This is a genomic window from Kitasatospora sp. NPDC127116 (genome assembly GCF_042677365.1).
Taxonomy (GTDB): Bacteria; Actinomycetota; Actinomycetes; order Streptomycetales; family Streptomycetaceae; genus Kitasatospora; species Kitasatospora lactacystinica.
Map to the genome: position 1 here is coordinate 1 of NZ_JBHXTL010000130.1, position 26854 is coordinate 26854.

At 74.1% G+C, this 26854-nt stretch carries 23 protein-coding genes; 14 read left to right on the top strand and 9 right to left on the bottom strand.

Annotated elements, in window-relative coordinates:
* Window positions 1-22 precede the first annotated feature (22 nt).
* Both ACFVHV_RS35525 and ACFVHV_RS35530 read right to left on the bottom strand, forming a co-directional pair.
* Complete coding sequence (locus tag ACFVHV_RS35525; RefSeq protein ID WP_380356947.1) at window positions 23-1813, bottom strand: beta-galactosidase family protein; 1791 nt, start codon at window positions 1811-1813, stop codon at window positions 23-25.
* A 157-nt stretch (window positions 1814-1970) separates the two neighbouring features.
* Window positions 1971-2624 carry a hypothetical protein gene (locus ACFVHV_RS35530; protein ID WP_380356950.1) on the bottom strand — a complete coding sequence of 218 codons (654 nt, stop codon included), beginning with the start codon at window positions 2622-2624 and terminating at the stop codon, window positions 1971-1973.
* 237 nt (window positions 2625-2861) lie between these two features.
* Between ACFVHV_RS35530 and ACFVHV_RS35535 the strand changes: the two genes are divergently transcribed.
* Window positions 2862-4160 (top strand): alpha/beta hydrolase family protein, encoded by a 1299-nt coding sequence (locus ACFVHV_RS35535; protein WP_380356952.1) that lies wholly within the window; start codon window positions 2862-2864, stop codon window positions 4158-4160.
* A gap of 103 nt (window positions 4161-4263) precedes the next feature.
* Here the strand turns inward: ACFVHV_RS35535 and ACFVHV_RS35540 are convergent, their stop codons facing one another.
* Window positions 4264-5007: a class I SAM-dependent methyltransferase gene (locus ACFVHV_RS35540; protein WP_380356954.1), complete on the bottom strand. Its 744-nt coding sequence runs from the start codon at window positions 5005-5007 to the stop codon at window positions 4264-4266.
* A 363-nt stretch (window positions 5008-5370) separates the two neighbouring features.
* On the opposite strand from ACFVHV_RS35540, the gene ACFVHV_RS35545 reads away from it, so the two are divergent.
* The 4 genes from ACFVHV_RS35545 to ACFVHV_RS35560 all read left to right on the top strand — a co-directional run bounded on the left by ACFVHV_RS35545 (window position 5371) and on the right by ACFVHV_RS35560 (window position 9130).
* Window positions 5371-6381 carry a metallophosphoesterase family protein gene (locus tag ACFVHV_RS35545; RefSeq protein ID WP_380356957.1) on the top strand — a complete coding sequence of 337 codons (1011 nt, stop codon included), beginning with the start codon at window positions 5371-5373 and terminating at the stop codon, window positions 6379-6381.
* A gap of 79 nt (window positions 6382-6460) precedes the next feature.
* Window positions 6461-7171 (top strand): TetR family transcriptional regulator, encoded by a 711-nt coding sequence (locus ACFVHV_RS35550; protein ID WP_380356959.1) that lies wholly within the window; start codon window positions 6461-6463, stop codon window positions 7169-7171.
* A 2-nt stretch (window positions 7172-7173) separates the two neighbouring features.
* Complete coding sequence (locus ACFVHV_RS35555) at window positions 7174-8715, top strand: FAD-dependent monooxygenase (RefSeq protein ID WP_380356962.1); 1542 nt, start codon at window positions 7174-7176, stop codon at window positions 8713-8715.
* 127 nt (window positions 8716-8842) lie between these two features.
* Window positions 8843-9130, top strand: coding sequence for a hypothetical protein (locus ACFVHV_RS35560; RefSeq protein ID WP_380356965.1), 288 nt, complete (start codon window positions 8843-8845; stop codon window positions 9128-9130).
* Window positions 9131-9294: 164 nt separating this feature from the next.
* Here the strand turns inward: ACFVHV_RS35560 and ACFVHV_RS35565 are convergent, their stop codons facing one another.
* Window positions 9295-9930 (bottom strand): DUF4937 domain-containing protein, encoded by a 636-nt coding sequence (locus tag ACFVHV_RS35565; RefSeq protein WP_380356968.1) that lies wholly within the window; start codon window positions 9928-9930, stop codon window positions 9295-9297.
* Between the two features lie 222 nt (window positions 9931-10152).
* Here ACFVHV_RS35565 and ACFVHV_RS35570 point away from each other — a divergent pair, with 222 nt between their 5' ends.
* On the top strand, window positions 10153-11175 hold the full coding sequence (locus tag ACFVHV_RS35570; RefSeq protein WP_380356971.1) for a GlxA family transcriptional regulator: 1023 nt from the start codon (window positions 10153-10155) through the stop codon (window positions 11173-11175).
* Window positions 11176-11209: 34 nt separating this feature from the next.
* Complete coding sequence (locus tag ACFVHV_RS35575) at window positions 11210-11962, top strand: MBL fold metallo-hydrolase (protein WP_380356974.1); 753 nt, start codon at window positions 11210-11212, stop codon at window positions 11960-11962.
* 83 nt (window positions 11963-12045) lie between these two features.
* Here ACFVHV_RS35575 and ACFVHV_RS35580 read toward each other — a convergent pair whose 3' ends face one another.
* From ACFVHV_RS35580 to gcvPA, 5 genes are all read right to left on the bottom strand, one after another.
* The gene (locus tag ACFVHV_RS35580) at window positions 12046-12699 is read right to left on the bottom strand and encodes a GntR family transcriptional regulator (RefSeq protein WP_380356976.1); all 654 of its coding nucleotides are present in this window, start codon (window positions 12697-12699) and stop codon (window positions 12046-12048) included.
* 100 nt (window positions 12700-12799) lie between these two features.
* Window positions 12800-13546 (bottom strand): glucose 1-dehydrogenase, encoded by a 747-nt coding sequence (locus ACFVHV_RS35585; protein ID WP_359912002.1) that lies wholly within the window; start codon window positions 13544-13546, stop codon window positions 12800-12802.
* 20 nt (window positions 13547-13566) lie between these two features.
* On the bottom strand, window positions 13567-14742 hold the full coding sequence (locus ACFVHV_RS35590) for an NAD(+)/NADH kinase (RefSeq protein ID WP_359912005.1): 1176 nt from the start codon (window positions 14740-14742) through the stop codon (window positions 13567-13569).
* The gene (gcvPB, locus tag ACFVHV_RS35595) at window positions 14739-16337 is read right to left on the bottom strand and encodes an aminomethyl-transferring glycine dehydrogenase subunit GcvPB (protein WP_380356980.1); all 1599 of its coding nucleotides are present in this window, start codon (window positions 16335-16337) and stop codon (window positions 14739-14741) included. The genes ACFVHV_RS35590 and gcvPB overlap by 4 nt, the downstream gene beginning before the upstream one ends.
* Window positions 16334-17692, bottom strand: coding sequence for an aminomethyl-transferring glycine dehydrogenase subunit GcvPA (gcvPA, locus tag ACFVHV_RS35600; protein WP_380356983.1), 1359 nt, complete (start codon window positions 17690-17692; stop codon window positions 16334-16336). Before gcvPA ends, gcvPB begins: the two co-directional genes overlap by 4 nt.
* A 96-nt stretch (window positions 17693-17788) precedes the next feature.
* Between gcvPA and ACFVHV_RS35605 the strand changes: the two genes are divergently transcribed.
* The 7 genes from ACFVHV_RS35605 (at window position 17789) to ACFVHV_RS35635 (ending at window position 26776) form a co-directional block, all read left to right on the top strand.
* Complete coding sequence (locus ACFVHV_RS35605; RefSeq protein ID WP_380356986.1) at window positions 17789-19180, top strand: ABC transporter substrate-binding protein; 1392 nt, start codon at window positions 17789-17791, stop codon at window positions 19178-19180.
* A gap of 11 nt (window positions 19181-19191) precedes the next feature.
* Window positions 19192-20127 carry a carbohydrate ABC transporter permease gene (locus ACFVHV_RS35610; protein WP_380356989.1) on the top strand — a complete coding sequence of 312 codons (936 nt, stop codon included), beginning with the start codon at window positions 19192-19194 and terminating at the stop codon, window positions 20125-20127.
* The gene (locus ACFVHV_RS35615; RefSeq protein ID WP_380356992.1) at window positions 20124-20984 is read left to right on the top strand and encodes a carbohydrate ABC transporter permease; all 861 of its coding nucleotides are present in this window, start codon (window positions 20124-20126) and stop codon (window positions 20982-20984) included. The genes ACFVHV_RS35610 and ACFVHV_RS35615 overlap by 4 nt, the downstream gene beginning before the upstream one ends.
* Window positions 20981-23026, top strand: coding sequence for a beta-galactosidase (locus tag ACFVHV_RS35620; protein ID WP_380356995.1), 2046 nt, complete (start codon window positions 20981-20983; stop codon window positions 23024-23026). Before ACFVHV_RS35615 ends, ACFVHV_RS35620 begins: the two co-directional genes overlap by 4 nt.
* Entirely contained in the window at window positions 23023-25203 is a 2181-nt protein-coding gene (locus tag ACFVHV_RS35625; RefSeq protein WP_380356998.1) for a trehalase family glycosidase, read from the top strand. The genes ACFVHV_RS35620 and ACFVHV_RS35625 overlap by 4 nt, the downstream gene beginning before the upstream one ends.
* 42 nt (window positions 25204-25245) lie before the next feature.
* Window positions 25246-25980: a ribonuclease H gene (locus ACFVHV_RS35630; protein ID WP_380357001.1), complete on the top strand. Its 735-nt coding sequence runs from the start codon at window positions 25246-25248 to the stop codon at window positions 25978-25980.
* 94 nt (window positions 25981-26074) lie between these two features.
* Complete coding sequence (locus ACFVHV_RS35635; RefSeq protein ID WP_380357004.1) at window positions 26075-26776, top strand: hypothetical protein; 702 nt, start codon at window positions 26075-26077, stop codon at window positions 26774-26776.
* The last annotated feature ends 78 nt before the right edge of the window (window positions 26777-26854 follow it).

Genomic DNA, 26854 nt, shown 5'->3' on the forward strand with positions numbered 1-26854 from the left:
GAGCGGGCCGGAGCCCGCAGGCTCAGTACTCGGAGCTGGGAGCGGCGGCGAGCGGCCCGAGGTCGGGCCGGTCGCGGAGCTCGATCTCCTCGCCGTGGCCGTCCAGTTCGAGCAGCACGAGCTCGTTGGCGCCCGCCCGCCACAGCGGAGCCGGGGCGTAGAGGGTCCGCTGCGGGCCCTGCGCGGAGTAGCGGCCGAGCAGGAAGCCGTTGAGCCAGAGCAGTCCGCGGCCCCAGCCGGGCAGGGCGACGAAGGCGTCGGCGGGCTCGGTGAGCGAGGCCTCGAAGCGGTGGAAGGCCGGGTCCGCGTCGACGGCCGCATCCGCTTCCTCGTAGCGCAGGCGGCCCAGGTCGGAGAGCGGCAGGGGGCGGATCTCCCAGTCGAACAGCCGCTGGTGGCCGTGGGAGACGCCGCGGCCGATGCCCTTGCGGTCGTCCAGCAGGGGGCCGTAGTTCACCCGGCCGAGCGCCTCGACCAGGATGTCCAGCACGACGCCCTGCGGCCCGACCTCCAGCGGCAGGGTGTCCGCCGGGGCGTCGCGGTGCAGGACGCCGAGCGGCCGGCCGTCCGCGAACACGTGGGCGCGGTCGCCGATGCCGTCGATGCGCAGCGGCATGGACGGCCGGGGGCCGGAGATCCGGGTGCGGTAGTGGATGAGGCCGAGCGACTGGCCGACCTTCTCCATGGGCTCGGGGACGGGGCGGCGCACCGGCTCGGACAGGGCGTCGAGGTTCGCCAGGAGCCGCGCGGAGGCGGCGCGGCGCCGGACGCTCTGCGGAGCGACGCGCGGGACCGGCCCGGGCAGCTCGCCCTGGGGCAGGGGGAGGTACTTGCCGATGACGGCGCGGAAGGCGTGGAACTTCTCGGTGAGTTCGCCGGCCTCGCCGATCGGGGCGTCGTAGTCGTAGCTGGTGACGGTCGGCTGGTACCCGGTGTCGAACGGGCGGGTGCCGGTGTGGTTGGCGCCGGCCCAGAAGCCGAAGTTGGTGCCGCCGTGGGCCATGTAGAGGTTGACGGAGGCCCCGGTGGCGAGGAGGTCGTCCAGTGCCCGGGCGGACTCGGCGGCGTCGCGCACGTGGTGCGGCTCGCCCCAGTGGTCGAACCAGCCGATCCAGAACTCCATGGCCGTCAGCGGGCCCTCGGGCTGGTAGCGCCGCAGCACCTCGAACCGCTCGGCGGGCCGGGAGCCGAAGGTCGCCGTGGCGAGGTGGCCCGGAACGCCGCCGCCCTGCTGCATCGCGTCCTCCGCGCCGTCCGCCGTGAACAGCAGGCAGTCGACGCCGCGTTCGAGCAGGCCGTCGCGCAGGTGGAGGAGGTACGCGCGGTCGTTGCCGAAACTGCCGTACTCGTTCTCGATCTGCACGGCCACCACCGGGCCGCCCCGGCTCGCCAGCAGCGGCAGGATCTCGGGCACGACGGCGTCGAACCAGCCGTCCACCTCGGCCAGGTAGGCCGGGTCGGCGCAGCGCAGTCGCATCCCGTCGGCGGCGAGCAGCCGGGCCGGCAGGCCACCGAACTCCCACTCCGCGCAGATGTAGGGGCCGGGCCGCAGGATGACGTCGAGGCCCTGCTGCCGGGCGAGGCGGCTGAAGCGGGCGATGTCGCGCCAGCCGGTGAAGTCGAAGGCGCCGGAGGGCAGTTCGTGGAAGTTCCAGGGGATGTAGGTGTCGACGGTGTTGGCGCCCATCGCGCGCAGCCGGCGCAGGCGGTCCTCCCAGAGGTCGGGATGGACGCGGAAGTAGTGCAGGGCACCGGAGACGACGCGGTGCGGCGCCCCGTCCCGGACGTACCCGGTTTCGTCGTGGTCGAGCATCAGGGGCCAGCTTTCTGAGGGCTGCGGGAGGGGAGGCAGGGTGGCTGCCACGATGATCGAGCGTACCCAGTTCGAGGACACTTGGAAAGCGCTTTCCCTCAGGGCTTGCCGGTTGCACGCGCGGTAGGTGCGGGGGAGGAGGTGAGCGGGGCCGGGGTCACTCCTCGAAGGTGAGCAGGGTCGCCACCGTGTTGCCCTCGGCGTCCAGGCACGCGGTCGTGTTCGACCCGTCCGGGTTCGCCAGGACGCCCAGCACGGTGCCGGTGCCGGCCTCGTCCGGGAGCATCAGCCAGCCGTGCGCGAAGTCGCCCTCGACCGGCTCCACCGGCCAGTCCGCCGGGTCGATCGAGGCGCCCCGGAGGACCTCGCGGAGGTTCTCCAGCGGCCGGCCGTCGCCCCCGGCGGCGCGCGCGTGCAGGGCGGCCCAGGCGCGCCGGAGCATCGGGATGGACGGTCCGATCCAGGTGGTGCCGGGGTCGGCGTGCAGCACGGCCAGGCCGGAGGGCGTCGCCACCCGGTCGCCCCATTCCTCCGTCCGGACCGGGACGGTCCCGCAGGGGTGCACCAGGGCGGCCACCGGGAGTTCGGGCGCGTCCTCGCGGGAGACCAGGTAGACCGGCGTGCCGCCCGGTCGCATCGGGAAGCCCGTGCCCTCCGGGCCCAGCGGGTCGTAGATCGTGCCGTGGTCGGCGGCCCCCCGGACCGGGCCGATCCGCTCGATCCGCCAGCCGTCGACGCTCCACCTCTCCTCGGACGGATCGGCCAGGGCCGTGATCAGTGCGGGCAGGTACTCGACATCGTCGTAGGACATCCGGTCTTCCCCAGAACTCGTAGGTGAGGGGGAGCGTAGAGCGTGCCGCCGACACCCCGCCCGGCGCGGGCCGGGGGGGCGATCCGGGTCGCCACTCGCGGCCCGCCCGCCGCTCAGGGTGGAGGCGGGCTCGTCCGAGCGGCGGGTCCGCCCGGCGTGGCGGCTCCGACCTGCGGCTGAGCGGGCTACGCCGCGGGCAGGACGCGCCGGCGCCGGCGGCGAACCTAACGTGGCGTCATGTCGACAACTCCTCGGTGGCGGAGCGCCGCGCTGCTCGCCGTGCCCATCGCCGTCCTCCTCCCGCTGACCGGCCCGCAGGCCGCGTCGGCCGCCTCCCCGACCGCCGGACCGCCTTCCGCCGCCACCGCGTCGCGCCCGCCCGTGCCCGCGCCCGTGGACGTGTCCGTGCCCGTGGAGGCGGGGGCGGACGTGGGCGTCGTCGCGGGCGCGGGCGCGGGCCTGGGCGCGGACGCGCAGGCGGACGTGGACGAGAAGGCCGGGGCGCCGCAGGTGCCCGCGCCCACCACGCACCGGCTGATCGGTGCCGCCTCGGTCCGCCTGGTGGACACCGGCCGGCACGACCCCTGGCGGCCGGACGCCGCCACCCGCGAACTGATGGCCACCCTCTGGTACCCGGCGCAGTCCGCGCGCGGCGGGCAACTGACCTACCTCTCCCCGGAGATGTCCACCGCCCGGTACGGCACTCCGGACCTCGGCGCCGTCGGGACGGGGGTGCGGGTCCGCACGGTGCCCGCGCCCGGGCGGCACCCGTTGGTGGTGCTCTCGCCCGGCTTCGGCTTCGACCGCTCCTCGCTCACCGCCCTCGCCGAGGACCTCGCAGCCCGGGGTTACGCGGTGGCCGCGCTGGACCACACCTACGAGACGGCCGTGCAGTTCCCCGACGGGCGGATGGAGTCCTGCCTGATCTGCGACAAGGTGGACGACCGACTGGCGGCCGAGGTCATCCGCAGCCGGGCGAAGGACATCGCCTTCCTGATCGACCGGCTGACCGCGCCCGGCCCGGGGCTCGTCCGCGGGCTGCGGATCGACGCCTCCCGGATCGGCGCGGCCGGCCACTCCATCGGCGGCGCGAGCGCCGTCGAGGCGATGCGGGTGGACGGCCGGATCCGCGCCGCCGCCAACCTGGACGGCGACTTCTTCGCCCCGCTGCCGGCCGAGGGCCTCGCCCGCCCGGTGCTGCTGCTCGGTGCGCAGCGGCACGCCGGCGAGACCCCGACGGCGAACTGGGACGAGACCTGGCAGCACCTGACCGGGTGGAAGCGCTGGCTGGACCTGCCGGAGGGCGGGCATCTGTCGTTCTGCGACGTGCACTGGCTGGTGGACGCCCTCGGCATCCGTGACCAGGTGCCGCCCGACACCGCTCCGGGGCAGTACGGCAGCATCAAGGGTGCCCGCGCGCTCGCCGCCACCCGGGCGTACCTCGGCGCGTTCTTCGACCGGCACCTGCTCGACCGCCCGGGCCGACTGCTGGACGGACCCTCGGCGGCCTTCCCGGAGGTCCGCTTCGCCAAGTAGGGCACGGCCCCGACGGGTTGGACCCATGGCGGCCGCCGCCGACCCGCCTGCCGGTGGCGGCCGGCGGGGCCGGGGGGGCGGCCGTGGGGCCGGTGCGGTCGGGTCAGGCGCGGCAGCGCAGCATCTCCAGTGGCGGGTGTGCGAGGAGGTCCGCCCAGAACTCCCTGCCGAACGCGCGGATGCCGGCCTCGGACACGCCCAGCGGCACCCACTCCAGGGCGGTGAACCCGGCCGCCCGCAGGCTCTCCTCGTACACCTCGCGGCGGGGGGCCGCGCCCACGATGCTGATCGGCCGCGGGTCGAGGAGTGCCGTGACCCGCACCCGCGGACCCGTCTCGATCTCCCCGCCGATCGGCTCGCAGCGGAACCCGTACTCCTCCAGGGACGGACAGTCGAACCGGTAGTCCGGCTTCTGGGCGAGGACGAAGAGTTCCCCGCCCGGCACCAGGTTCCGGTGGATGGCGCGGCACATCCGCTCCATCGCCGCGATGTCCTCGGCGTAGTTGAGGCACTGCACCGCCAGGGCGATGTCGAACTGCCGGTCGAGCGGGCGTAGTTCGGCCACGTCGCCGACCTCGTAGCGCACGTCCGGCGGGTCGCGCCGCTCGATCGCCCGCGCGGCGGCGATCATCTCGACGGAAATGTCGACACCGAGGACGTCGGTGGCGCCGCGTCGCTTGAACTCCCTGCTGTAGAAGCCGGTGCCGCACGCCGCGTCGAGGATCGACCGGCCGCTGACGTCCCCGACCAGGCCGAGCAAGCTCGGCACCTCCCCGTAGCGCGTCAACGGCAGGGCCTTGAACCCCTCGAACGCCTCGCCGATCCCGTCGTACTGCTGCACGCCCATGTGCCGCCCCCTCCGGTGCGTCGTCCTGTCCGTACGTCGTCCCGCGCGCGGCTGAACACGGCCTCCGGGCTCGGAGGCCCTGCCTGCCGGGCCGCGGTCCCGGCGGAAAGTCTCCTCCGCGCCCGTCCACGGCCGTACTGGCGGATGACACAAAGAAGTCGGCCGGGCGGCGGGGTTCACAGGAGCGGGCGACCCGGTTCGCCGGGTCGGGCCCGGCTGCTCGGCCCCGGACGGCCCGCGCAGGGCCTGCCCGACAGTGCCCGTTCACCTGGCCGCCCACTTGGTCGCCTATTGATAACGGGTCTGGTCCGAAGCGCGCGGCCGAGGTCCCTCGATCCCGTGCGACAGCCGAAAGGAAAGACCATGGAACGCAGGACCCTGCTCGGCGCGACCGCCGGGGCACTGGTGCTCGGAGGCCTCGCCCAGGGGACCGCCGAGGCGGAACCCGCCGACGGCGGCGGCCTGGTGAGCACCTTCAACGTCATCAGTGACATTCAGGGCGACCTCGGCGACTTCGCCCAGGCGCTGAAGGACATCCGGGCCACCAACCCGCACGCGTCGGGCCTGGCCGTCGCCGGGGACATCACGCCGCGCGGCTACGACTTCGAGTACGCCGACGTGCGGAAGGTGCTGGAGCAGGGGCCCAAGCCCCGCGAGGTCGCCTGGGCCATCGGCAACCACGAGTTCTACGTCCCCAAGTGGGCCGACCCGAACACGCTCGCCCAGAGCACCTGGCCCAACGGCACCACCGAGGAGTCCCTCTTCCGCGGCTTCTACCGCTTCGCCGAGCGGTCCACGATCTACGCGGAGACCACCTTCGGCGGCATCCCGGTCCTGACCCTCGGCACCGAGCGCTACATGAAGTACCACGACAACTCCCTGTGGGACGAGGTGTGGATCAGCGACGCGCAGTTCCAGTGGCTGGAGGAGCGCCTGCAGTACTGGGCGAGGCGCCGGAAGCCGGTCATGGTGATCACCCACCACCCGCTGCCCGACACCGTCTCCGGTACCCGGAGCAAGATCTACATGGGCGACTACCTCCAGCCCGACCGCCTCCTCGGCCTCCTCGGGCGCCACCGCGACGTGTTCCTCTTCAGCGGCCACACCCACTGGGACCTGACCCTCTCCGACTGGTACGTGCGCCGCGTCGTGCCGGGCACCGCCAACCTCGACGGCTTCTCGGTGATCAACACCGGCGCGGTGCAGACCGGTTTCGCCGACAACGGGCAGGGCGGCGAGGTCACCGTCCCCGGGCACTTCAACCAGGGGCTCCAGGTGGACGTGTACCGGGACCGGGTCGTCATCAGGGCGCGCGACTTCGCGACGGGCGCCTGGATGAAGCGGATATCCGTGCCGCTGTCCACGCGGATCTGACCCGCGGGCCCTCGGGCCCGAAAAACTTGCCGCCGCGGAAACATTGCCGTGGCGGCAAATTTCGTCCTACGCTGCTCGCATGGCACCTGCACCTGAGGCCCGTACCACCGGGCAGCCCGGACTCCGCGAGCGCAAGAAGCGGGAGACCCGGGTCGCGCTGAGCCGGGCGGCGATCCGGCTCTGCGTTCTGCACGGCTGGGACGCCGTGACGGTCGATCAGATCGCCGCCGAGGCCGACGTCTCGGTGCGCACCTTCCGCAACTACTTCGCCGGCAAGGCCGAGGCGATCGCCGCCAGTCACCTGGAGCGGATGCTCCGGGTCGCCGACGACCTGCTCGCCCGCCCGGCCGACGAGCCGCTCTGGGACTCGCTGCTCCGGGCCGTGCTGGGCCAGTTCGCGCCGCCGGAAACCTCCGGGGCCGACAACTCCGCCGCGCAGAGCGAGCGTTGGCGCGAGGGGGTGCGGCTGATGCTGGCCGAACCGGCGCTGGCCGGCGAGATCGTCAAGGCCAACGCCGCCGCCCAGCAGGAGCTGGCCGAGGCCGTCGCGCGGCGCACCGGGACCGACGCCGAACGCGACGTCTACCCGAAGCTGGTGGCGGCCGTGATCGGGGCCGCCAGCGCGGTGGCCGTCGAGCACAGCCTGCGCGCCGACGATCCCGTGCCGCTCGGCACGGTCCTGGCCCAGGTCTTCGAGCAGGTCGCCGCCGGCCTGCCCGTCCCGTGGCGAGCGGCGGCGACCGGCTCGCCCGCGGTGCCACCTCTTCCCGTTCGTACCAAGGAGACGTGACCGTGACAGCCGACGTGATCATCGTGGGTGGCGGCCCGAACGGGCTGATGCTGGCCTGCGAACTGAGCCTGGCCGGCATTCGCCCGATCGTGCTGGAGCAGCTCCCGCAGCCCAGCACCGAACCCAAGGCCAACGGCCTGCTCGGCCAGGTGGTCCGCCTGGCCGACCACCGCGGCCTGTACGAGCCGCTCAGCGGCAGCCCGGAGCCTCCGCGGCCGAACTCCGCGTACTTCATGTTCGCCGCCATGGGCCTCGACCTCGGCCGGTTGGACGCCAGCCCGGTCTTCGGCCTGGCCGCCCCGCAGCACCGCATCGTCGAGGTCCTGGAGGAACGCGCCCGCGCCCTCGGCGTCGACCTGCGGCGCGGGTACCGGGTCGGCGCCGTCGCCCAGGACGAGGAGGCCGTCACCCTCGACGTCACCGGTCCCGACGGCGACCAGCGGATGCGCGCCCGCTGGGTGGTCGGCGCGGACGGCGCGCACAGCGTGATCCGCAAGGGGAGCGGCATCGGGTTCCCCGGAGCCAGCTACGACCGCCGCACCAACCGCACCGTCCACGCCACCGTCCCCAGCGACTGGATCGACCCCGTCAACGGCGCCCTCACCATCCCCGGCCACGGACCCGTCCTGCCCTTCCTGCCCCACCGCGCCGAACGGGGCGGCTTCTCCTACGCGCCGTTCCCCGGGCAGCCGCCGCTGATCAGCACCACCGAGTGGGACCAGGTCGCGACGGACGAGCCGATGACCCTGGCCGAAATGGAGTCGAGCATCCGCCGGGTCCTCGGCGTCGACCTGCCGCTCGGCCCGCCGGACGGCGCCGGCCCGCACGTGCTGCGGCGGTTGACCGGCGGCAACACCCGGGTCGCCGACCGGTTCCGCGACGGCCGGGTCCTGCTGATCGGCGACGCCGCCCACGTCTACACCTCCGGCGGCGGCCCCGGGCTGAACCTCGGCCTGCAGGACGCCGCCAACCTCGGCTGGAAACTCGCCGCCGTGCTGCGCGACACCGCCCCGACCGGTCTGCTCGACAGCTACGACACCGAGCGCCGCCAGGCCGCCCGCCGCATGGTGCTCAACGCCGAGGCGCAGTCCGCGCTCACCGCACCGGGAAGCGACACGACCGCCCTGCGCGAACTCTTCGCCGAGCTGCTCGCCCACAAGGAGGTCGTCCAGCACCTCGCCGACCTCACCGCGGGCACCGACGTGCGCTACGACATGGGCATCACCGATCCCCACCCCGCAGTCGGCCGGTTCGCACCGGAGCTGGAGCTGACCACCGGGACGGGGAGGGCCAGGATCGCCGAACTCGCCCGAAGCGCACGGCCGTTGCTGATCGACCTGACCGAGGACCAGTCGCTGGCAGCCGCACTGGCGGAGGACCAGGACGCCGTCGAGGTCGTCGTCGCGAAGGGCGGCCCGGCCGGCCTCACCGGTCTGCTGATCCGACCCGACGGCTACGTGGCCTGGGCCGGCGGCTCACCCCGCCCCGACCCGGCCGAACAGGCCGAGCTGCGGACGGCCGTCGGGCGCTGGTTCACGGTCTGACCAGCAGCGGCAGCCGCCCGGCGCTGCCGGGGTTCCCCAGCGATTCGCCGGCCGCCGTTACGGGCCGCCCGGGGTGGGTAGGCGCGACCGGGCGAGGGGGGCCGAGACCAGGACGAAGGGGGTCCCCATGCTGCTGCTGGGACTTCTGCTGATGGCGGCGTCCGGCGCGTTCGTCGGACTGCTGATCGCGGACAACCTCTCCGGTGGGCCCGACTACCAGGTGACGATCCTGGGCAACAACCTGGTGGCGCTGAACAGCCTGAGCATCTTCCTGGCCGGGGTGGCGCTGGCGCTGCTCTTCTGCCTCGGCCTCGCGTTGATGCGGCTGTCCCGGCGGGCCCGGCCGGCCCCCACCGATCCGGAGCGGCGGACCGCCGCACCGGGCGGCGGGATGCGGCACCCACCCGGGCACTGAGCACCCACCCGGGCACTGAGCACCCGCCGGGGCTGACGGGGGCGCTCCCGTCGGCCCCGGCCACCGACTCCACCCGCCCCGCCGGGCGGCCCCGGCCGGCACGTCCGCCGCGCCCGCGTGTCGATCAGCCCGACCGGCGCGTTGTTGCCGGACATGGCGGTGGTTCAGGCGTCGGCCCCGATGTGCCAGGACGGTTCGAGGGGGAGCAGGTGGCCCGTCAGGGTGTGGACGTCGGTGGGGACGCCGGCGCGGTCGAGCAGGGCCGGGAGGTGGTGGGTGGTGTAGGTGCGGTGGGCGGCGGGGGTGGTCCAGAGGGTGGTGACGAGGTGGCGCTCGGGGGTGAGGCGGGTGACGGTGCCGCCCAGCATGCCGTCCGCCGCCGCCATGCCCGGGGCCCAGAGCTCGCGCTGGACGTCGAGGAAGTGGTCGGCTCGGCCGGGGTGGAGCCGGCAGTCGGCGGCGCGCAGGACGGTGGCGCGGGCGAGGGCGGCGGGGAGGGAGGGGGCCGCGCCCGGCATGGTGAGGACGACCGGGCCGGTGGCGACCTCGATCCCCGTGCAGCTGGAGCGCTGGTCGGCGTGGGCGGCGGCCCGGTCGTGGCGCTCGCGCATGAAGCGGGTGTACGCGGGCTCGTCGCGCCACAGGGCGAGCAGCAGGGCGCGGTCGGCGCCGGGTGCCCAGCCGCCGGTCTGGCCGACCAGGCCCGGCTGGTCGGAGATCGCCGACCAGCGGCGCTGTCCGGCGGCGAACGCCTCGCGTGCTCCGGGTCGAACCCGGCAGTCGATCCACTTGCCGATCATGCGGGCCATCATGCTTCGGGGAGGCGGCGGAGAGGCAATCGGGCGTTGGTCCCGGGGGTGGTCGGACCAGGGGCGTAGGGCCTCGCCGGGGGCCGTGTCCTGATGCGGCGCTGACGGGATGCGGCGCTGGCCGGATGCGGTGGTGTCCGGATGCCCGTGCTGTCCGGATGTTGCAGAGTCCCGTCATTGCCGCCATCGCTGCCGCCGGGCGAGAGTGTGGGCATGAACGACGCACCCCGCCTGCCGCATCTGGTCGTGATCCCGGTGTTCCCCGGAGTGAACGCGCTGGACGTGACCGGGCCCGCCGAGATCCTCGCGCTGGCCGGGCGGCTGCTGCCGCCCGGGCGGCCGGGGTACGAGGTGCGGGTGTGCGCGGAGCGGAGCGGGCCGGTGGAGACCTTCTCCGGGGTGCCGCTGTACGTGACCGACACCCTGGCCGAGCAGCGGGTGCGGCCGGACACGGTGCTGGTGCCGGGGCGGGTGGACCTGGGCCGGGACGGGCCGGTGCCGCGGGTGGACCCGGCGGTGGTCGCCTGGCTGACGGAGGCCGGTCCTCGGGCCGGGCGGATCGCCTCGGTGTGTGCGGGCGCGCACGTGGCGGCGGCGGCCGGACTGCTGGACGGGCATCGCGCGACCACCCACTGGGCGACCGCCGAGCGGCTGGCCGCCGACCATCCGGCCGTCGAGGTGGACGCCGACCCGGTGTTCATCCGCTCCGGACGGTTGTGGACCAGCGCGGGCCTGACCGCCTCCATGGACCTCACCCTCGCCCTGGTCGCCGAGGACCACGGCGACGACCTGGCCCTGCAGATCGCGCGGATCATGGTCATGTACCTCCAACGCCCGGGCGGACAGAGCCAGTTCAGCGTGCCCCTGGCGCACCGTACGGGCGGCCGGGCGGACCTGGGCGGCCTGCGCCGCTGGATCGCCGAGCACCTGGACGCCGATCTGTCGGTGTCCGTGCTCGCCGGGCGACTCGCCATGAGCGAACGGCATTTCGCCCGGGTCTTCCGTGCGGAGACCGGTACCACCCCCGGCTCCTACGTGGAGGAGCTGCGCCTGGAGGCGGCCCGCCGGCTGCTGGAGCGCAGTGACCATCCGCTGCCCGGGGTCGCCCGGTCCTGCGGCTTCGGTTCCGTGGAGACCTTGCACCGGGTGTTCAGGGACCGGCTGTCCACCACTCCGGGGGAGTACCGGCGCCGGTTCCGGATCCCGGCGACGAATACCGATCGACCTGACGACTGACTGAGCGTCAATTCACGATGAGGGAAGGAACACTGTGAGGATCAAGGCCACGCACATCGGAACCGCGACGGTCCTGCTGGAGGTCGGCGGTCTGCGGCTGCTCACCGATCCGGTCTTCGACCCGGCCCCCGCCGAGTACCGGCACGATCCGGTGGTCCTGCGCAGCACCCGGGGCCCGGCGACGGGTGTGCACGAGCTGCCGCCGGTGGACGCCGTGCTGCTCAGCCACGACGAGCACCCCGACAACCTGGACGCCACCGGCCGTACCCTGCTCGCCGGGCGCCCGGTGCTGACCACGGTCGGCGGGGCGGCCCGGCTCGGTGGCGGCGCGCTCGGGCTGGCGCCGTGGCAGACCCGCGACCTCACCGTGGACGGCCGCACCCTGCGGGTGACCGGGACACCCGGTGTGCACGGACCGGTCGGGGAGGTCACCGGGTTCGTGGTCGAGGTGCCGGGCGAGCCGGAGGCGCTGTACGTCTCGGGCGACACCGTCCACATCCCCGAACTGGACGAGGTGGGGCGGAGGTTCCGGATCGGCACGGCGCTGCTGCACCTCGGCGCCGCCCGGATCGAGGCCTTCGGCGGCGGCGAGCTGATCACCATGGACGCGGCGCAGGCCGCCGCGCTCACCGCCTCGCTCGGAGCCCGCCGGGTCGTGCCCGTCCACTACACCTCGTGGCAGCACTTCACCGAGGGGCGGACGGAGACCGCCGCACGGTTCGCGGCGGCGGGCCTGGCCGACCGGCTGCACTGGCTCACCCCGGGCGTCGCCGAGGTGCTCGACTGACGAGCGGACCGGTTCAGGGCGCCGGGTTCAGAGCAGCGGGTTCAGGGCGCCCGGTTGGGAGCCCCGGGTTGAGGGCGCCGGGTTCAGAGCGCGGCGACCGGGGGCAGGCGGTCCAGGATGCGTTCCATGCCGCTGGTCCAGTTGGCCTCCAGCGCGGTGACGGCCTGGTCGACGTCGCCTTCGAGCAGGCACTGGGCGATCCGCTCGTGCTCCTCGGCGGCGCGTTCCAGGATCTCGTGGTCGCCGACCACCACCCGCTCGTAGCGGTGCAGGGTGAGTTTCAGCGACTCGATCATCTCGCGCAGCCGGGCGTTGGCGCAGCCGGAGAGCAGCAGGGCGTGCCAGGCGTCGTCGTGGCGCTCTATGGTGCCGTGCGGGGCCTGGGGGGCGGAGAAGGCGCGGGCCTCGGCGAGCAGCCTGGGGGCGATCTCGGCCAGGTGGGCCGGGTCGGAGGTGCGCAGGGCCAGCGACTCCAGGGCGATCACGATCGCGGTGAGGTCGAGGAACTCCTGTTTGCCGGTCGGGGCGAAGCGGAAGCCCTTGCCGCGCTCGCTGGTGATGATGCCCTCGCGTTCCAGGCTGATCAGGGCCTCGCGCAGGGGGGTTCGGCTGACGCCCAGTTCCTCGGCGAGCTGGACCTCGTTGATCGACTCGCCGGGGGTGAACCGGCCGCGGCCGAGCTGCTCCAGGAGTTCGTCCTTCACCTGCTCGCGCAGCGGCCGCCGCTCGATCGCCATCAAACGTCCCTTCTTCCTCGGTCCGTAGCGTACCGGCCGGGCGACGCGTGCCGTCGCCCGGCCGTCGTACGGGGTTGCGGTGCTGTACGGTTCGCGGGCGTCAGGCGGTGCCGGCGCCGTCCACGGCGATGACCGCGCCGCTGACGAAGGCGGCGGCGTCGCTGGCCAGGAAGGCCACGGTCTGGGCGATGTCCCGGGGTTGGCCGATCCGGCCGAGCGGGCGGTCGGCGGCGTCGGTGTAGAAGGCGTCCGGGTTCTCGCCCAGCTGGCGGGCCTCCTCGGCGAGCATGCCGGTGTCGGTGTCGCCCGGGCAGACGCAGTTGACCCGGATGTTGTCCGGGCCGTGGTCGATGGCCATCGCCCGGGTCATGTTGACCACGGCGCCCTTGGAGGCGCAGTAGGAGACGGCCCGGCCGCCGCCCCTGATGCCCCAGCCGGAGCCGGTGTTGACGATGCTGCCGCCGCCGTTCGCGGCCATCAGCGGCACCACGAGTCCGCTGAGCAGCATGATCGAGCGGACGTTGACGGCCATCACCAGGTCCCAGTCCTCGTCGCTGATCCCGGTGACAGTGGAGCGGCGGATGATGCCGGCGTTGTTGAACAGCACGTCGACGCCGCCGTGCTGTTCGACGGCGGTGCGCACGGCCTGCTCGCAGTCGGCGCGCCGGGAGACGTCGCAGCGGACGAAGGTGCCGCCGATCTCCGCGGCGGCCCGTTCGCCGCGTTCGGTGTCGAGGTCGGCGAGGACGACGGCCGCGCCGAGTTCGGCGAGCAGGGCGGCGGTGGCCCGGCCGATGCCGGAGGCGGCGCCGGTGACGATCGCGCGCTTGCCGTGCAGGTCGATCATGGGGAACTCCTCTACAGGGGTCAGGCGGAGAGGCGGTACACGGCGCCGGAGCGGCGGCCGGTGATCACCCGGACGTGGCCGGCGAGGGCGTCGTCCAGGTCGGGGTCGCCGGTGTCGAGCAGCAGCGGGCGCCCGGCCAGGGCGGCGAGCTTCGCCTCGGTGGCGAGCACCAGCAGCCTCTCCCGGCCCGCGGCGCGCAGCAGTTCGGGGGTGAGCTGCTGGTTGCCGCGGCCGAGCAGGAAGCCCTGGCCGCCGATCGGGGAGAGGACGATGTGGGGGGTGGTGGGCAGGGCGCGCAGCTGGTCGGCCCGGGCGTCGCGGATCAGGATCCGGGCGGCGGTGGCGAGGCCGTCGGAGCGGCCGGGCCCGAGGGCGCTGCCGGGGCCGAGCCGCAGCAGGTCGACGCCGGTCAGGCTGGCGCCGGGCGCGCCGAGCGCGGTGGCCACCGCGTGGGTGGTGCTGCCGGGTCCGAGGAGCAGCAGCCCGCCGGGGCCGACCCGTTCGGCGACCTCGGCGGCGAGGCCGGCGGGTGTCCCCGGGTCGGGTCCGGAGCTGCCGGTCTTGCGCTGCTGCACCCGGGCGGGCAGCACCGGGACGGTCAGCCGGCCGTGGAGCCGGGCGGAGACCCGGCCGGCCCGCAGCGCGGCCTCGTCCCGGTCCACCACCTCGGCGTCCTCCAGGCGCACGCCCCGGCCGGTGGCCCAGGCCGCCGCGACCTCGGCGGCGGCCCGGGGGTGGACGGCGAACACGGCGGAGTGCATCTTGACCCCGGCCGGGATGCCGAGCACGGGCAGGCGGGGCTCGGGCCCGAGGGCGTCCAGGACGTCGCGGGCGGTGCCGTCGCCGCCGCAGAACAGCAGCAGTCCGGCGCCGGCCGCGACGAGGGCGCGCACCGCGGCCCGGGTGTCGCCGGCGGTGGTGTCCGCCGCGCCGGGCCGGTGGACGACGCGTGCGGTGCGGCCGGCGGCCCGGGCGGCGTCGGCGCCCATCGTGCCGTCGGCCGTGATCAGCTCCACGTCGGGCGGCAGCCGCCGGAGGGTCAGCGCGGCCCGGGCGACGGCCTGCGGGCGGGCTCCGAGCGCCAGGGCCCGTCGCTGGACCTCGGCGCCGTCGCTGCCCTTGAGGCCGACCCGGCCGCCGAGGCCGGCGACCGGGTTGACCACGAGCCCGATCCGGGCGCTCGGGGCGGTGGTCACGGCTGCTCGCCGAGGACCTTGCGGCGGTAGGCGCGCCAGCTGACCGCCCAGACCGCCGGGTCGTCCAGGGGCTCGTGCCGGATCCGGTGCACGGTGGAGTTGTGCGGCGCGGTGCGCACGGTCTCCGGGTCCTCGTACGCCTCGCGGGCGACCTCGGCGAGGATCGCCGCGTACTCGTCGAGGTCGGCCCGGGAGTAGGACTCGGTGGGCTCCAGGGTCATCGGCTCGGGGACGACGTACGGGTGGTGGCTGGTCCAGTAGTGGGTGCCGAAGTCGGCGGCGCGGTAGCCGAGGTCCTCGCTGTGCAGGCCGGTGTCCTCGTTGAGCTGCTGCCAGCTGTAGCGGACCTGTTCGACCCGGGGGCGCCCCTCGGCGTAGGGGACGGAGACGCCGCGGATCTGCCGTACTCGGTGCAGCAGGTAGTTGTTGTTGAGGACGGCGGTCTCGGCGGCCGCGCGCAGCCCTTCGGCGCCCAGGGCCGTGATCCAGGCGTAGGCGCGCACCAGGTTCGGGACGACGCCCAGGTAGGGGCGGATCTTGCCGATCGAGTCCGGCCGGTCGTCGTCCAGGACGTACCGCTCGCCGTCGAACTCGACGGTGGGGCGCGGCAGGTAGCGCGCCAGCTCGGCGGTGACGCCGCAGGCGCCGGCGGCCGGGCCGCCGCAGGCGTGCGGGGTGGAGAAGGTCTTGTGCAGGTTGAAGTGGCACAGGTCGAAGCCGGCCTCGCGGGCCCGGGTGATGCCGAGGATGCCGTTGGCGTTGGCCTGGTCGTAGGCGCACAGGCCGCCGGCCTCGTGGACGATCCGGACGAACTCGGCGATCCGGGGGTTGTAGATGCCGGTGTCCTCGGGGTTGGTGATGAGCAGTGCGGCGGTGCGCGGGCCGACGGCGGTGCGCAGCGCCTCGATGTCGGGGTAGCCGTCGGCGTCGGGGTGCAGGGTGATCACCCGGAAGCCGGCGGTCTTGGCGCAGGCGGCGTTGGAGGGGTGGGAGAAGGCGGTGGTGATGATCTCGTCGCGCTGCTCCAGCTCGCCGCGCGCTGCGTGGTGGGCGCGGATCACGGAGACGTTGGTCCAGATCGCCGCCGAGCCCGCGCCGGGCTGGAGGCTGACCCGGTCCATGCCGGAGATCTCCTTGAGCAGCTGCTCCAGCCGGTGGACGAGTTCGAGGACGCCCTGGACGGTGGAGGCGTCCTGTGCGGGGTGCAGGGCGGCGATCCTGGGGTCGCGGACGAAGGTGTCGTTGACCTTGGGGCTGTACTTCATGGTGCAGGTGCCCTGGCCGACGTCGACGTTGAGGTCGGCGCCGAGGTTCTCCTGGGAGAGCCGCAGGTAGTGCCGGAGCACCTGCTGCTGGCCGAGTTCGGGCAGGGCGGGCGGGGCGCTGCGGCGCAGTGCGGCGGGCAGCCGTTCGGCCGGGTCGCCGACGGCGGCGGTGACGGCGGGCTCGGGCAGCGGGGGCAGGACGCCGCGCTCGCCGGGCGCGCCGAGCTCGAAGATCAGCTTCTCGTCCCAGCGGGCCTGGTGGAAGCGGCGCAGGGCGGGTTTGGGGGCGATCCGCGGGTCCGCGGACCCGGTGTTCGGGTGGTTCGTCACTTGACGATCTCCTCAAGCGCGTCGGCGAGGCGGTCGATGTCGGCCCGGGTGTGCAGCTCGGTCACGCAGTAGCGGCCCTCGTGGGGGCCGGCCGGGGTGCCGCCGTGCAGGCCGTGGGCGAGCAGCGCCTCGGAGATCTCGGCGGCGGTGCGCTCGCCGGTGTAGCGGACGGTGAAGTCGGCGAAGTGCACGGCCCGCGGGTCCGCCAGGTCGATGCCGGGGACGAGGGCGAGGCGTCGGCGGGCGTAGGCGGTGTTGGCGAGGATCGTCGCGCCGACCTCCCGCATGCCGTGCGGGCCCATCAGCGCGAGGTAGACCCCGGCGGCGATGCCGTGCAGGGCGGCGGCGGTGCCGACCCACTCCTTGCCCTCCTCGCGCAGCGCGAAGGAGGTGCGCTCGTAGGCGACGTCGCCGAAGCCGTACTCGCCGGGGACGTCGGTGGGGGTGAGCCCGAACAGCCGGCTGGGGTACTCGGCGACCAGGCGTTCGTCGTCGGGGCTGCCGATGAAGCCCGCGTTGCCGCCGCCGTAGCCGGGGTGGATGCCGAGCGGCTGGAGGTCGCCGCAGGTGAGGTCGGCGCCGAGTTCGGCGGGCGGGGTGAGCACGCCGAGGCTGATCGGGTTGACGTGGACGACGGCCAGCGCCCCGGCGCCGTGGGCGAGTTCGATGTACTGCGGCAGTTCGTGGTCCACCAGGCCGTCGTGGTCGGTGAGTTGGGCGTAGACGGCGGCCGCGTCGCCCTCGGCCAGGGCCGCCCGGACGGCGGCGGGCTCGGCGGGGACGGGCACCAGCTCGTGGACGCCCCGGACGTAGTCGTGGATCCGGGAGAGCCGGTCCGGGTCGATCGCGCCGACCAGCACCAGCCGGCGCCGCCCGGTGACCCGTCCGGCCATCCGCAGCGCCGTGGCGGCGGCCTGGAAGCCGTCGTACGTCGGCACGTTGACGACGTCGACGGCCAGCAGCTCGGCCATCAGCGACTGGTACTCCCACAGCGCCTGGAAGCGGCCGTGGTCCTCGTACGGCTCGCCCGCGTAGGCGGTGAGGAACTCGCTGCGGTTGACGATCTCGTCCACCACGGCGGGTACGTGGTGGCGGTAGCAGCCGGCGCCGAGGAAGCTGCGGCCCGGCGGGACGGCGGTGTTGCGGGAGAGCAGCTCCTCCATGTGGGCGACCAGTCGGGCCTCGGAGCCGAGCGGCTCGGGCAGTCGCAGCGGGCGGTCCAGGCGGAGGGCGGCGGGGATGTCGGCGTAGAACTCCTCGACGTCCTGGGCGCCGACCGCCGCCAGCATCGCTTTCCTCACCTGCGGGGCGGAGTTGGGGATGTACGGGTGGGTTCGGGGGACGCGTGTGCTCATGCTGGCACCTTCCGCGATTTCAGTCACAAGCCTTGACGGGGTTGTGAATGCTGAGTTCTGTATACAGCATTCGGCATTCACCAGTCGGGAGGCAAGATGTCCGCAGAAACCCGGCACGAAAAACATCCCCAACTCGCCCTCGACCAGGGCGGATTCAGGTCGGGCCCGGCACGCCGCCGGATCCTCGCCGCCGGACTCGCCGGCGGCGCCCTGCTGTTGGCCGGCGCCACCGGCTGCGCGACCGGCGGTGCCGGCGGCACCAGCGCGAAGCAGCTCACCGGCAGCCCGGGCGCCACCCTCGCCGGGAAGGTCACCATCTGGTCCTGGGACGTCGCCGCCAAGGCCATGCAGCGGCTCGGCAAGGTCTTCGAACAGGCCCACCCCGGAACGACCGTCGAGGTGGTGGACATCGGCTACGACAACGCCTACGACAAGATCACCGTGGGCCTCGGCGCCGGCAGCGGCCTGCCCGACATCCTCACCGTCGAGGGCCACAAACTCCCCACCTACATCGGCAACTTCCCGAACGCCCTGGTCGACCTCACCAGCCGCGCCGCCGACCTCAAGTCCCAGTATCCGCAGGCCTCCTGGCGCACCGTGACGGACATCGAGGGCCGGGTCCTCGCGCTGCCCTGGGACAGCGGGCCGTGCGCCCTGTTCTACCGGCGCGACCTCTTCCAGCAGGCCGGCATCGACCCGGGGGGCCTCGCCACCTGGGACGACTACGTCAGCGCCGGCACCGCCCTCAAGGCCGCCACCGGCAGGAAGCTGCTCATCCTGGACGCCAAGCAGGACAGCCTCTTCGCCATGCTGCTCCAGCAACAGGGCCAGCGCTGGTTCACCGACGGCAAGGTGGCCGTCGCCACCCCCGCCGCCGAACGCGCCCTCACCCTGCTGAAACAGCTCGTCGACCGCGACCTGGTGGACTTCGAGAACGGCTGGGACGGGTTCGTCTCCGGCACCCACGACGGCAAGGCCGCCACCACCCCCACCGCCGCCTGGTGGGACGGCACCCTCACCACCGAAATGGCCGACCTCAACGGCAAGTTCGGCGTCGTCCCACTGCCCGCCTTCACCCCCGGCGGCACCCGCACCTCCAACAGCGGCGGCTCCACCCTGTGCGTCACCGCGCAGAGCCGGAACCCGGAGACGGCCTGGGCGTTCCTCTCCTTCCTGCTCGCCGACAAGGCCAACCAGGCCTCGATGATGCAGCACGAAGGCCTCTTCCCCGCCTACCTCCCCGCCCTGGACGACCCGTACTTCCAGCAGCCCTCCCCCTACTACGGCGGCCAGCCCGCCATGCGGCTGTTCGCCGGACTCACCCGCGACATCCCCGCCGTCGAGCTCACCGCCGACGACTCCAAGGCCGGCGACATCGTCACCAGCGCCGTCAACCAGGTGTTGCACAACGGCGCCGACCCGGGCACCGTGCTGCGCTCCGCCGCCCGCCAGATCGCCACCGCGACCGGCCGCCAAACGGTCGCGTAGGGGCGGGCCCGATGACCAGTCCTCCGGTGTCCCTGCGCGAACCCGCGGCCCCCGCCCAGGCCGCCCCCGCCCCCGCCCGCCGCCGGCGCTCCCCACGCACCGCCGCCTGGCTGTTCGCCGGGCCCACGACCGCGCTCTTCGTCGCCTTCTTCGCCTACCCGCTCGGCGCCAGCCTCTACCAGAGCTTCACCGCCCGCCGCGACGGCGCCGACGTCTGGGTCGGCCTGGACCAGTACCGGCGGATGCTGCACGACCCCGCCTTCCTGCACTCCCTGGTCAACACCGGACTGATCCTCGCCGTCCAGGTGCCCGTGATGATCGGCCTCGCCCTGGTGCTCGCCGTCCTGCTCAACCAGTCCTGGCTGCGCTTCCGGGCCGGCTGGCGGGCCGTGTTCTTCCTGCCCGCGATCACCACCCTGGTCGCCTACGCCGTGGTCTTCCAGGTCCTGCTGCGCACCGACGGCGGACTCGCCAACCAGTTCCTCCAGGCCCTCGGCCTCGGCCCGGTCGACTGGCTCAACTCGCCCACCTGGGCCAGGATCTCGCTGATCGGCTCGGTCACCTGGCGGTGGACCGGCTACAACGCGGTGATCCTGCTCGCCGGACTGCACGCCATCGGCCGCGACCAGTACGAGGCCGCCGCCCTCGACGGCGCCGGCGCCGTGCGCACCTACACCGGCGTGATCCTGCCGCAGCTGCGCCCGGTCGTGCTGTTCTGCGTCATCACCTCCACCATCGGCACCCTGCAACTCTTCGACGAGAACTACGTGCTGACCCGCGGCGGCCCCGGCGACGCGACCCTCACCCCCGTGGTCTACCTCTACAAGGTCGGCTTCCAGCAGCTCGACTTCGGCTACGCGGCGGCCATCGCCTGGGTGGTCGTGCTGATCATCGCGGCGGTCTCGCTGCTCCAGTTCCGGCTCTACGGAAGGGAGCGCCGCCGATGACCACCACCGCGCCGCTCAGGCCCGGCCGCACCCCGCTGCCCGCCCGGCTCGGCCGGATCGCCGTCCTCGCCGCCCTCGCCCTCGGCGCCGTGCTCAGCCTGGTGCCCTTCGCCTGGATGCTGATCGCCAGCACCCACAGCAGCTCCGAACTGTTCCACTCCCCACCGCCGTTCCTGCCCGGTGGCAACCTGCTGCGCAACCTCGCGCACCTCCAGGAGACCATCGGCTTCGGCCGGGTGCTGCTCAACAGCCTCGCAATCGCGGTCGTCTACACCCTGCTCAGCTCGCTGCTGTCCGCGATGTGCGGCTACGGACTGGCCAAGTACCGCTTCCGCGGCCGCGGACTGCTGCTCGGCCTGGTCCTGGCGACCATGATGATCCCCCTGCAGGTGCTGCTCGTCCCGCTGTTCCAGATGATGGCCAGCCTCGGCTGGATCGACAGCTACCAGGCCGTGATCGTGCCCTTCCTGGCCAACTCCTTCGGCATCCTGCTGATGCGCCAGGGCTTCCTGGACTTCCCCGACGAACTGCTGGAGTCGGCCCGGATCGACGGCTCCGGCGAGCTGCGCACCTTCTACCAGGTCGTCCTGCCGTGCGTGCGGCCGCAGCTGGGCGCGCTGGTGATCTTCACCTTCATGGGCCAGTGGAACAGCTTCATCTGGCCGCTGCTGATGCTCAACACCGAGGACAAGTACACCGTGCCGGTCGCGCTCAACACGCTGACCGGGCTGACCCACGTCGACTACTCCGGCCTGATGCTCGGCTCCTTCCTCGCCACCCTCCCGCTGATGGTGCTCTTCCTGGTCTTCCAGCGGCAGTTCGTGGCGGGCCTGCTGGGCGGAGCACTGAAGGGATGACCACGACCGTGACCAAGGACCGCCTCACCCGGGTGCCAGGACTGCTCTACGGCGGGGACTGGAACCCCGAGCAGTGGCCCGAACAGGTGTGGGCCGAGGACGTGAAACTGATGGCCGAGGCCGGGGTCAACCTGGTCACCGTCGGCGTGTTCTCCTGGGCCCGGCTCCAACCGGACCCCCACAGCTGGGACTTCGGCTGGCTGGACCGCCTGCTCGACCTCGTGCACCGGCACGGCATCGCCGTCGACCTGGCCACCGCCACCGCCTCCCCGCCCGCCTGGCTGGTCCGCGCCCACCCCGAACTGCTGCCGGTCACCGCCGACGGCGTACGGCTGGAGTTCGGCTCGCGCCAGCACTACTGCCCCTCCTCGCCCGCCTACCGGGACGCCGCCGTCCGGCTCACCCGGGCCCTCGCCGAGCGCTACCGCCACCACCCCGCCCTCGCCCTGTGGCACGTCCACAACGAGTACGGCGACCACGTCGAGGAGTGCTTCTGCCCCGCCTCGGCCGCCGACTTCCGCCGCTGGCTGCGCGAACGGCACGGCGGCATCGAGGAGTTGAACCGCTCCTGGGGCACCGCCTTCTGGTCGCAGCACTACGGCTCCTTCGAGCAGATCGAGCCGCCGCGCACCGCGCCGGGCCCGGTCAACCCCACCCAGCTGCTGGACTGGCGCCGGTTCTGCTCGGACGCGCTGCTCGCCCTGCACCGTGCCGAGAAGGCCGTCCTGGACGAGGTCTCGCCCGGCGTCCCGGTCACCACCAACTTCATGTCGATGCTCAAGGCCCTGGACTACTGGGAGTGGAGCCGGCACGAGGACTTCGTCTCCGACGACGCCTACCCCGACCCCGCCGACCCGCGCGCCCACGTCAACGCCGCGATGAACTACGACCTGATGCGCTCGCTCAAGGGCGGCCGCCCCTGGCTGCTGATGGAACAGGCCCCCTCCGCGGTCAGCTGGCGGCCGGTCAACGTGCCCAAACCCCCCGACCTCCACCGCCTCTGGTCGCTGCAGGCACTGGCCCGCGGCGCCGACGGCGTGCTGCACTTCCAGTGGCGCGCCTCGGTGGCCGGCGCCGAGAAGTTCCACAGCGCGATGCTCCCGCACCGGGGCACCGCCTCGCGCGGCTGGCAGGAGACCCTGCGCCTCGGCGCCGAACTGCGCCGCCTCGGCGAACTCGCCGGCAGCCGGCTGCGCGGGCGGGCCGCCGTCCTGCTCGACTGGGACAGCTGGTGGGCGCTGGAACTGGACGACCACCCCTCCGCCCGGATGCGCTGGCCCGAGCTGCTCCGCCCCTGGTACGCGGCGCTGTACGAGCGCGGCGTCACCGTCGACTTCGTCCCGCCCACCGCCGGACTCGACGGCTACCCGCTGGTGCTCGCCCCCAACCTGTACCTGCTCGACACCGCCACCGCCGACCGGCTCACGACCTACGTACGGGACGGCGGCCGGCTGGTCTGCGGCCCGTTCAGCGGCATCGCCGACCGGCACGACCACATCCACCCCGGCGGCCACCCCGGGCCGCTGCGCGAGCTGCTCGGGATCGTCGTCGACGAGCACTGGCCGATCCCGGACGGCGCGACCACCGCCGTCGTCCTCGCCCCGGACGGCACCCGGCTGCGGGCCGAACGCTGGAGCGAATGGATCGAGACCGGGACCGCCGAGGCCGTCGCCCACTACGGCTCCGGCGAGCTGGCGGGCCTCCCGGCCGTCACCCGCAACCGCCTGGGCACCGGCAGCGCCTGGTACCTGAGCTGCCACCTCGGCGCCGACACCGGCCCGGTGCTCGACCGGGCGCTCGCCGACGCCGGGGTGGGCGCCGAACTGCCCGGCCTGCCGGAGGGCGTCGAGGCCACCCGCCGGCACGCCGCCGACGGCACCGACTACCTCTTCCTGCTCAACCACGGCCCCGTCGAGCGCCTGGTGCCCCTCGACGCGCCCGGCACCGACCTGCTCACCGGCACCGCCACCGGCGAGGCCGTCACCCTCGCGCCGCTCGGCGCCGCCGTCCTCCGACTCCCCGCCGCCGAGGAGCGCCCGTGAACCCGCTGACCCGCCGCCACTTCCTCGCCGCCTCGGCGGTCGCCGCCGCCGGCACCCTGACCGCCCCGGCCACCGCCCACGGCCAGGAAGGACCGGAAGAACAGGGAGGATTCGACGCCGAACGCTACGCCGACGTCCTCGACCTGCACGGCACCCCCGCCCAGGCCTACCCCGGCGACACCCGCGGCAACAACCCGATCACCGTCTTCGCCGACCTCGGCGCCTGGCACGCCTACGCCCTGCCCCGACCGGCCGACCGGCCCGGCGGCTTCACCGGCCCGCTGTACCTCGCCCAGGAATACCCGTGGTGGCTCAGCGACGGCCTGACCCGCCTCCAGCTCACCGAACAGGGACGCCCCCTGGACCTCGGCGCCGGCGCCCCCGCGCGCGGCACCTCGCTGCCCGGCCTGCTGCGGCTGGCCCACGACCTCGGCGGCGGCCTCGCCCTCACCCTCGAACTGCGCTTCGCCGGCAACCGCACCGCCCTGCTCCGGGCCCGCCTCACCAACACCGGCCCGGCCGTACGGACCCTGGCCGCCGCCTGGACCGGCCGGCTGCTGCGCCCCGCCACCGGCCCCCAGCACGAGGCGCCGCGACTCGTCGCCGCCGAACGCGGCGTGGAGGTGCGCTTCGCCAAGGTCCGGCAGACCTGGGACTACCTCACCGACGGCACCGAGTGCTTCGCCGTCCGCCACGCCCGGCCCGTCCGCGTCGTGCTGAGCGCCGACGGCGACGAGCACCGCACCGAACTCGCCGAGCCGGTGCGGCTGGCGCCGGGGGAGAGCCGCCACCTGGACTGGACCGAGAGCTACACCTTCACCGAGGCCGAGTACGCCCGGGCCGCGAAGGAGGCGGACACCGCGCTGCGCGCCCCGGAGCGGGTCGCGGCGGAGGGCACCGCCCGCTGGCACGGGTACGTCACCCGGGCCACCGAGGGCGTCCCCGCCGCCCGCCGGCGCACCGCCGTCAAATGCGTGCAGACCCTGGTCACCAACTGGCGCAGCCCGGCCGGAAGGATCCGGCACGACGCCGTCACCCCCACGCTCTCCTACAAGTGGTTCAGCGGGGTCTGGGCCTGGGACACCTGGAAGCAGGCCGTCGGCACCGCCGCCTTCGCCCCCGGCCTCGCCGCCGACCAGATCCGGGCGGTCTTCGACCACCAGGTGCCGGCGGGCTCCGCCGAGCGCCCGCAGGACGCCGGGATGGTCCCCGACTGCGTCTTCTACAACGACCCGGCCACCGGCGGCGGCAACTGGAACGAGCGCAACTCCAAGCCCCCGCTGGCCGCCTGGGCGGTCTGGGAGGTCTACAAGCGCAGCGGCGACCGCGCCTTCCTGCGGGAGCTGCTGCCCCGGCTGACCGCCTACCGGGACTGGTGGTACCGCACCCGGGACCACCTCGGCGAGGGCCTGTGCGAGTACGGCGCCACCGTGGACCCGGCCAACGCGAGCCCCGATGACTGCCGGGAGGCGGCGGCCTGGGAGTCCGGCATGGACAACGCCCCGCGCTTCGACGCCGCCGGCGTCCTCCCGAACCGGGACGCGAACGGGACGCTGCTCGGCTGGTCGTTCGACCAGCGCTCGGTCGACCTCAACGCCTACCTGGCCGCCGACCACCGCCACCTGGCGCTGATCGCCGCGGAACTCGGCGACCGGCCCGCCGCCCAGCGGCTGCGCACCCGTGCAGACCGGATCGACGCCGCCGTGCGCGACACCATGTACGACCCGGCCGGCGGCTGGTTCCACGACACCGACCTGGCCACCGGCGCCCGGCTCACCGCCCGGGGCCGCGGCATCGAGGGCGCGATCCCGCTCTGGTCCGGCACCGCCACCGCCGCCCAGGCCCGTACCGTCCGCCGGCTGCTGCTCGACCCGGCGGAGTTCGGCACCGCCATGCCGTTCCCCACCGTGGCCCGCAGCTCGCCGTCCTTCGACCCGGCCGGCTACTGGCGCGGCCTGGCCTGGCTCGACCAGACCTACTTCGCCGTCGAGGGCCTGCGCCGCTACGGCTGGGAGCAGGACGCCCGGCGGACGGTCGAGCGGCTGCTGGCCACCGCCGCCGGACTGGCCGGGGACGGCCCGGTCCGGGAGAACTACGACCCGCTGACGGGGGAGGGGCGCAGCTCGACCAACTTCAGCTGGTCGGCGGCGCTGCTGCTGATCCTGCTGCGCACCTGAGCGACTTTGGCTCCGGGCCGTCCGACCAGGCATGATCGGGGCATGGTCGAACGAGTCATTGCAGCGTGTGACGGAGCAGCCAAGGGCAACCCCGGTCCGGCGGGCTGGGCGTACGTGGTCGCGGACGCCACCGGGGCGCCCCGGCGCTGGGAGGCCGGCGCGCTCGGGCACAGCACCAACAACGTGGGCGAGCTGACGGCGCTGCGGCAGCTGCTGGCCGCGACGGACCCGGCGGCGCCGCTGGAGGTTCGGCTGGACAGCACCTACACCCGTGACTCGGTGACCAAGTGGCTGAAGGGCTGGAAGCGCAACGGCTGGAAGACGGCGGCCGGCAAGCCGGTCGCCAACCAGGAGCTGATCCAGGCGATCGACGCCCTGCTGGAGGGCCGGGACGTCACCTTCGTGTACGTGCCGGCCCACCAGGTGGACGGCGACCCGCTGAACGCCATCGCCGACAAGGCCGCCAGCGACGCCGCCCGCACCCAGCAGGACGCCTCCGGCACCGCCGCCGACCTGCCGGTCCCCGACCCGGCCGCCGCCACGAAGGCCCCCAGGGCGCGCACCGCCCGGCCCGCCGCCTCCGCCGGTAGCACCGGCGGCACCGGCACCGGCACCGGCACCGGCAGCGGCGCCGCCAAGCGGAGCGGCGGCTCGCGCACCCTGAACGCCCGCTTCCCCGGCACCTGCCCGTGCAGCCGCCCGTACGCCAAGGGCGACAAGATCACCAAGGTCGGCGGCTCCTGGGGCCACCCGGAGTGCGCCGCCGCCCACGCCTGAAGCGCCGCCCCGTCCGACCACGAGTACGCCGACGCTGCCGGGTGAGTATCCGTACTCACGCGGTGGCCCGGCCCGGCGGTGGACGATGGTGATCATGAGGAATCGCGCAACGAAGAACGCGCCGGGCCGCCGCACCGCCGTGCGGGTCACGGCGGTGGCCGGGGCCGCCGGAGTGCTGGTGCTCGGAACGGTCGGGTGCACGGCGTACGGGGTGGCAGAGGAGGCCTGGACGGGCAAGCTGTACCCCGTGGCGGACCCGGCCGCCGTCGCGCGGCACCTGGACGCCCGGACGCAGACCGTCTACGAGGCCCTCGCGCTGCGCCCGGAGGTGACGCCGGCACCCGAGCACCGCGCGGACGACGGGATCACGGCCCGGATCTACGACGCATGCCCCGCCCGGGGCCTCTCCCACCTCCTGGAGAGCATGAACGACACCGGCGCCGACCAGCCCCGCACAGCCGCCCTGCGCGCGCGGTTCACCCTCGCCGGGGTCGCCCGGTCCGAGTGGGAGGAGGCGGTGGGACGGGCCCGGCAGAGCCTGACCGCCCAGGGCTGGACGGTCGCCTCCTCCGACGAGTCCGCCCCGGTCCCCAGTCTGACGCTGACGCCACCGGTCACCGGCCCGGGCTCCCTCGCGGAGAGCGCCTCGCTGCGCTTCGACCCCGTGTACCACACCCTCGAGGTGAGCGCGGGCAGCGAGTGCGCCCGCTACCCCGACGGCACACCGGTGGACCAGGAGGGCAGGCCGGCCGATCTGCCGACCGGCACGGCACCGACGCGGCCGCCCGGCCGGTGACCGCGGGCCGGGAGCGTGTGCCCGGCCGGAAACGCAGGACCGGCCGACCGCTGGTGCGCGGTCGGCCGGTCGGCCGGT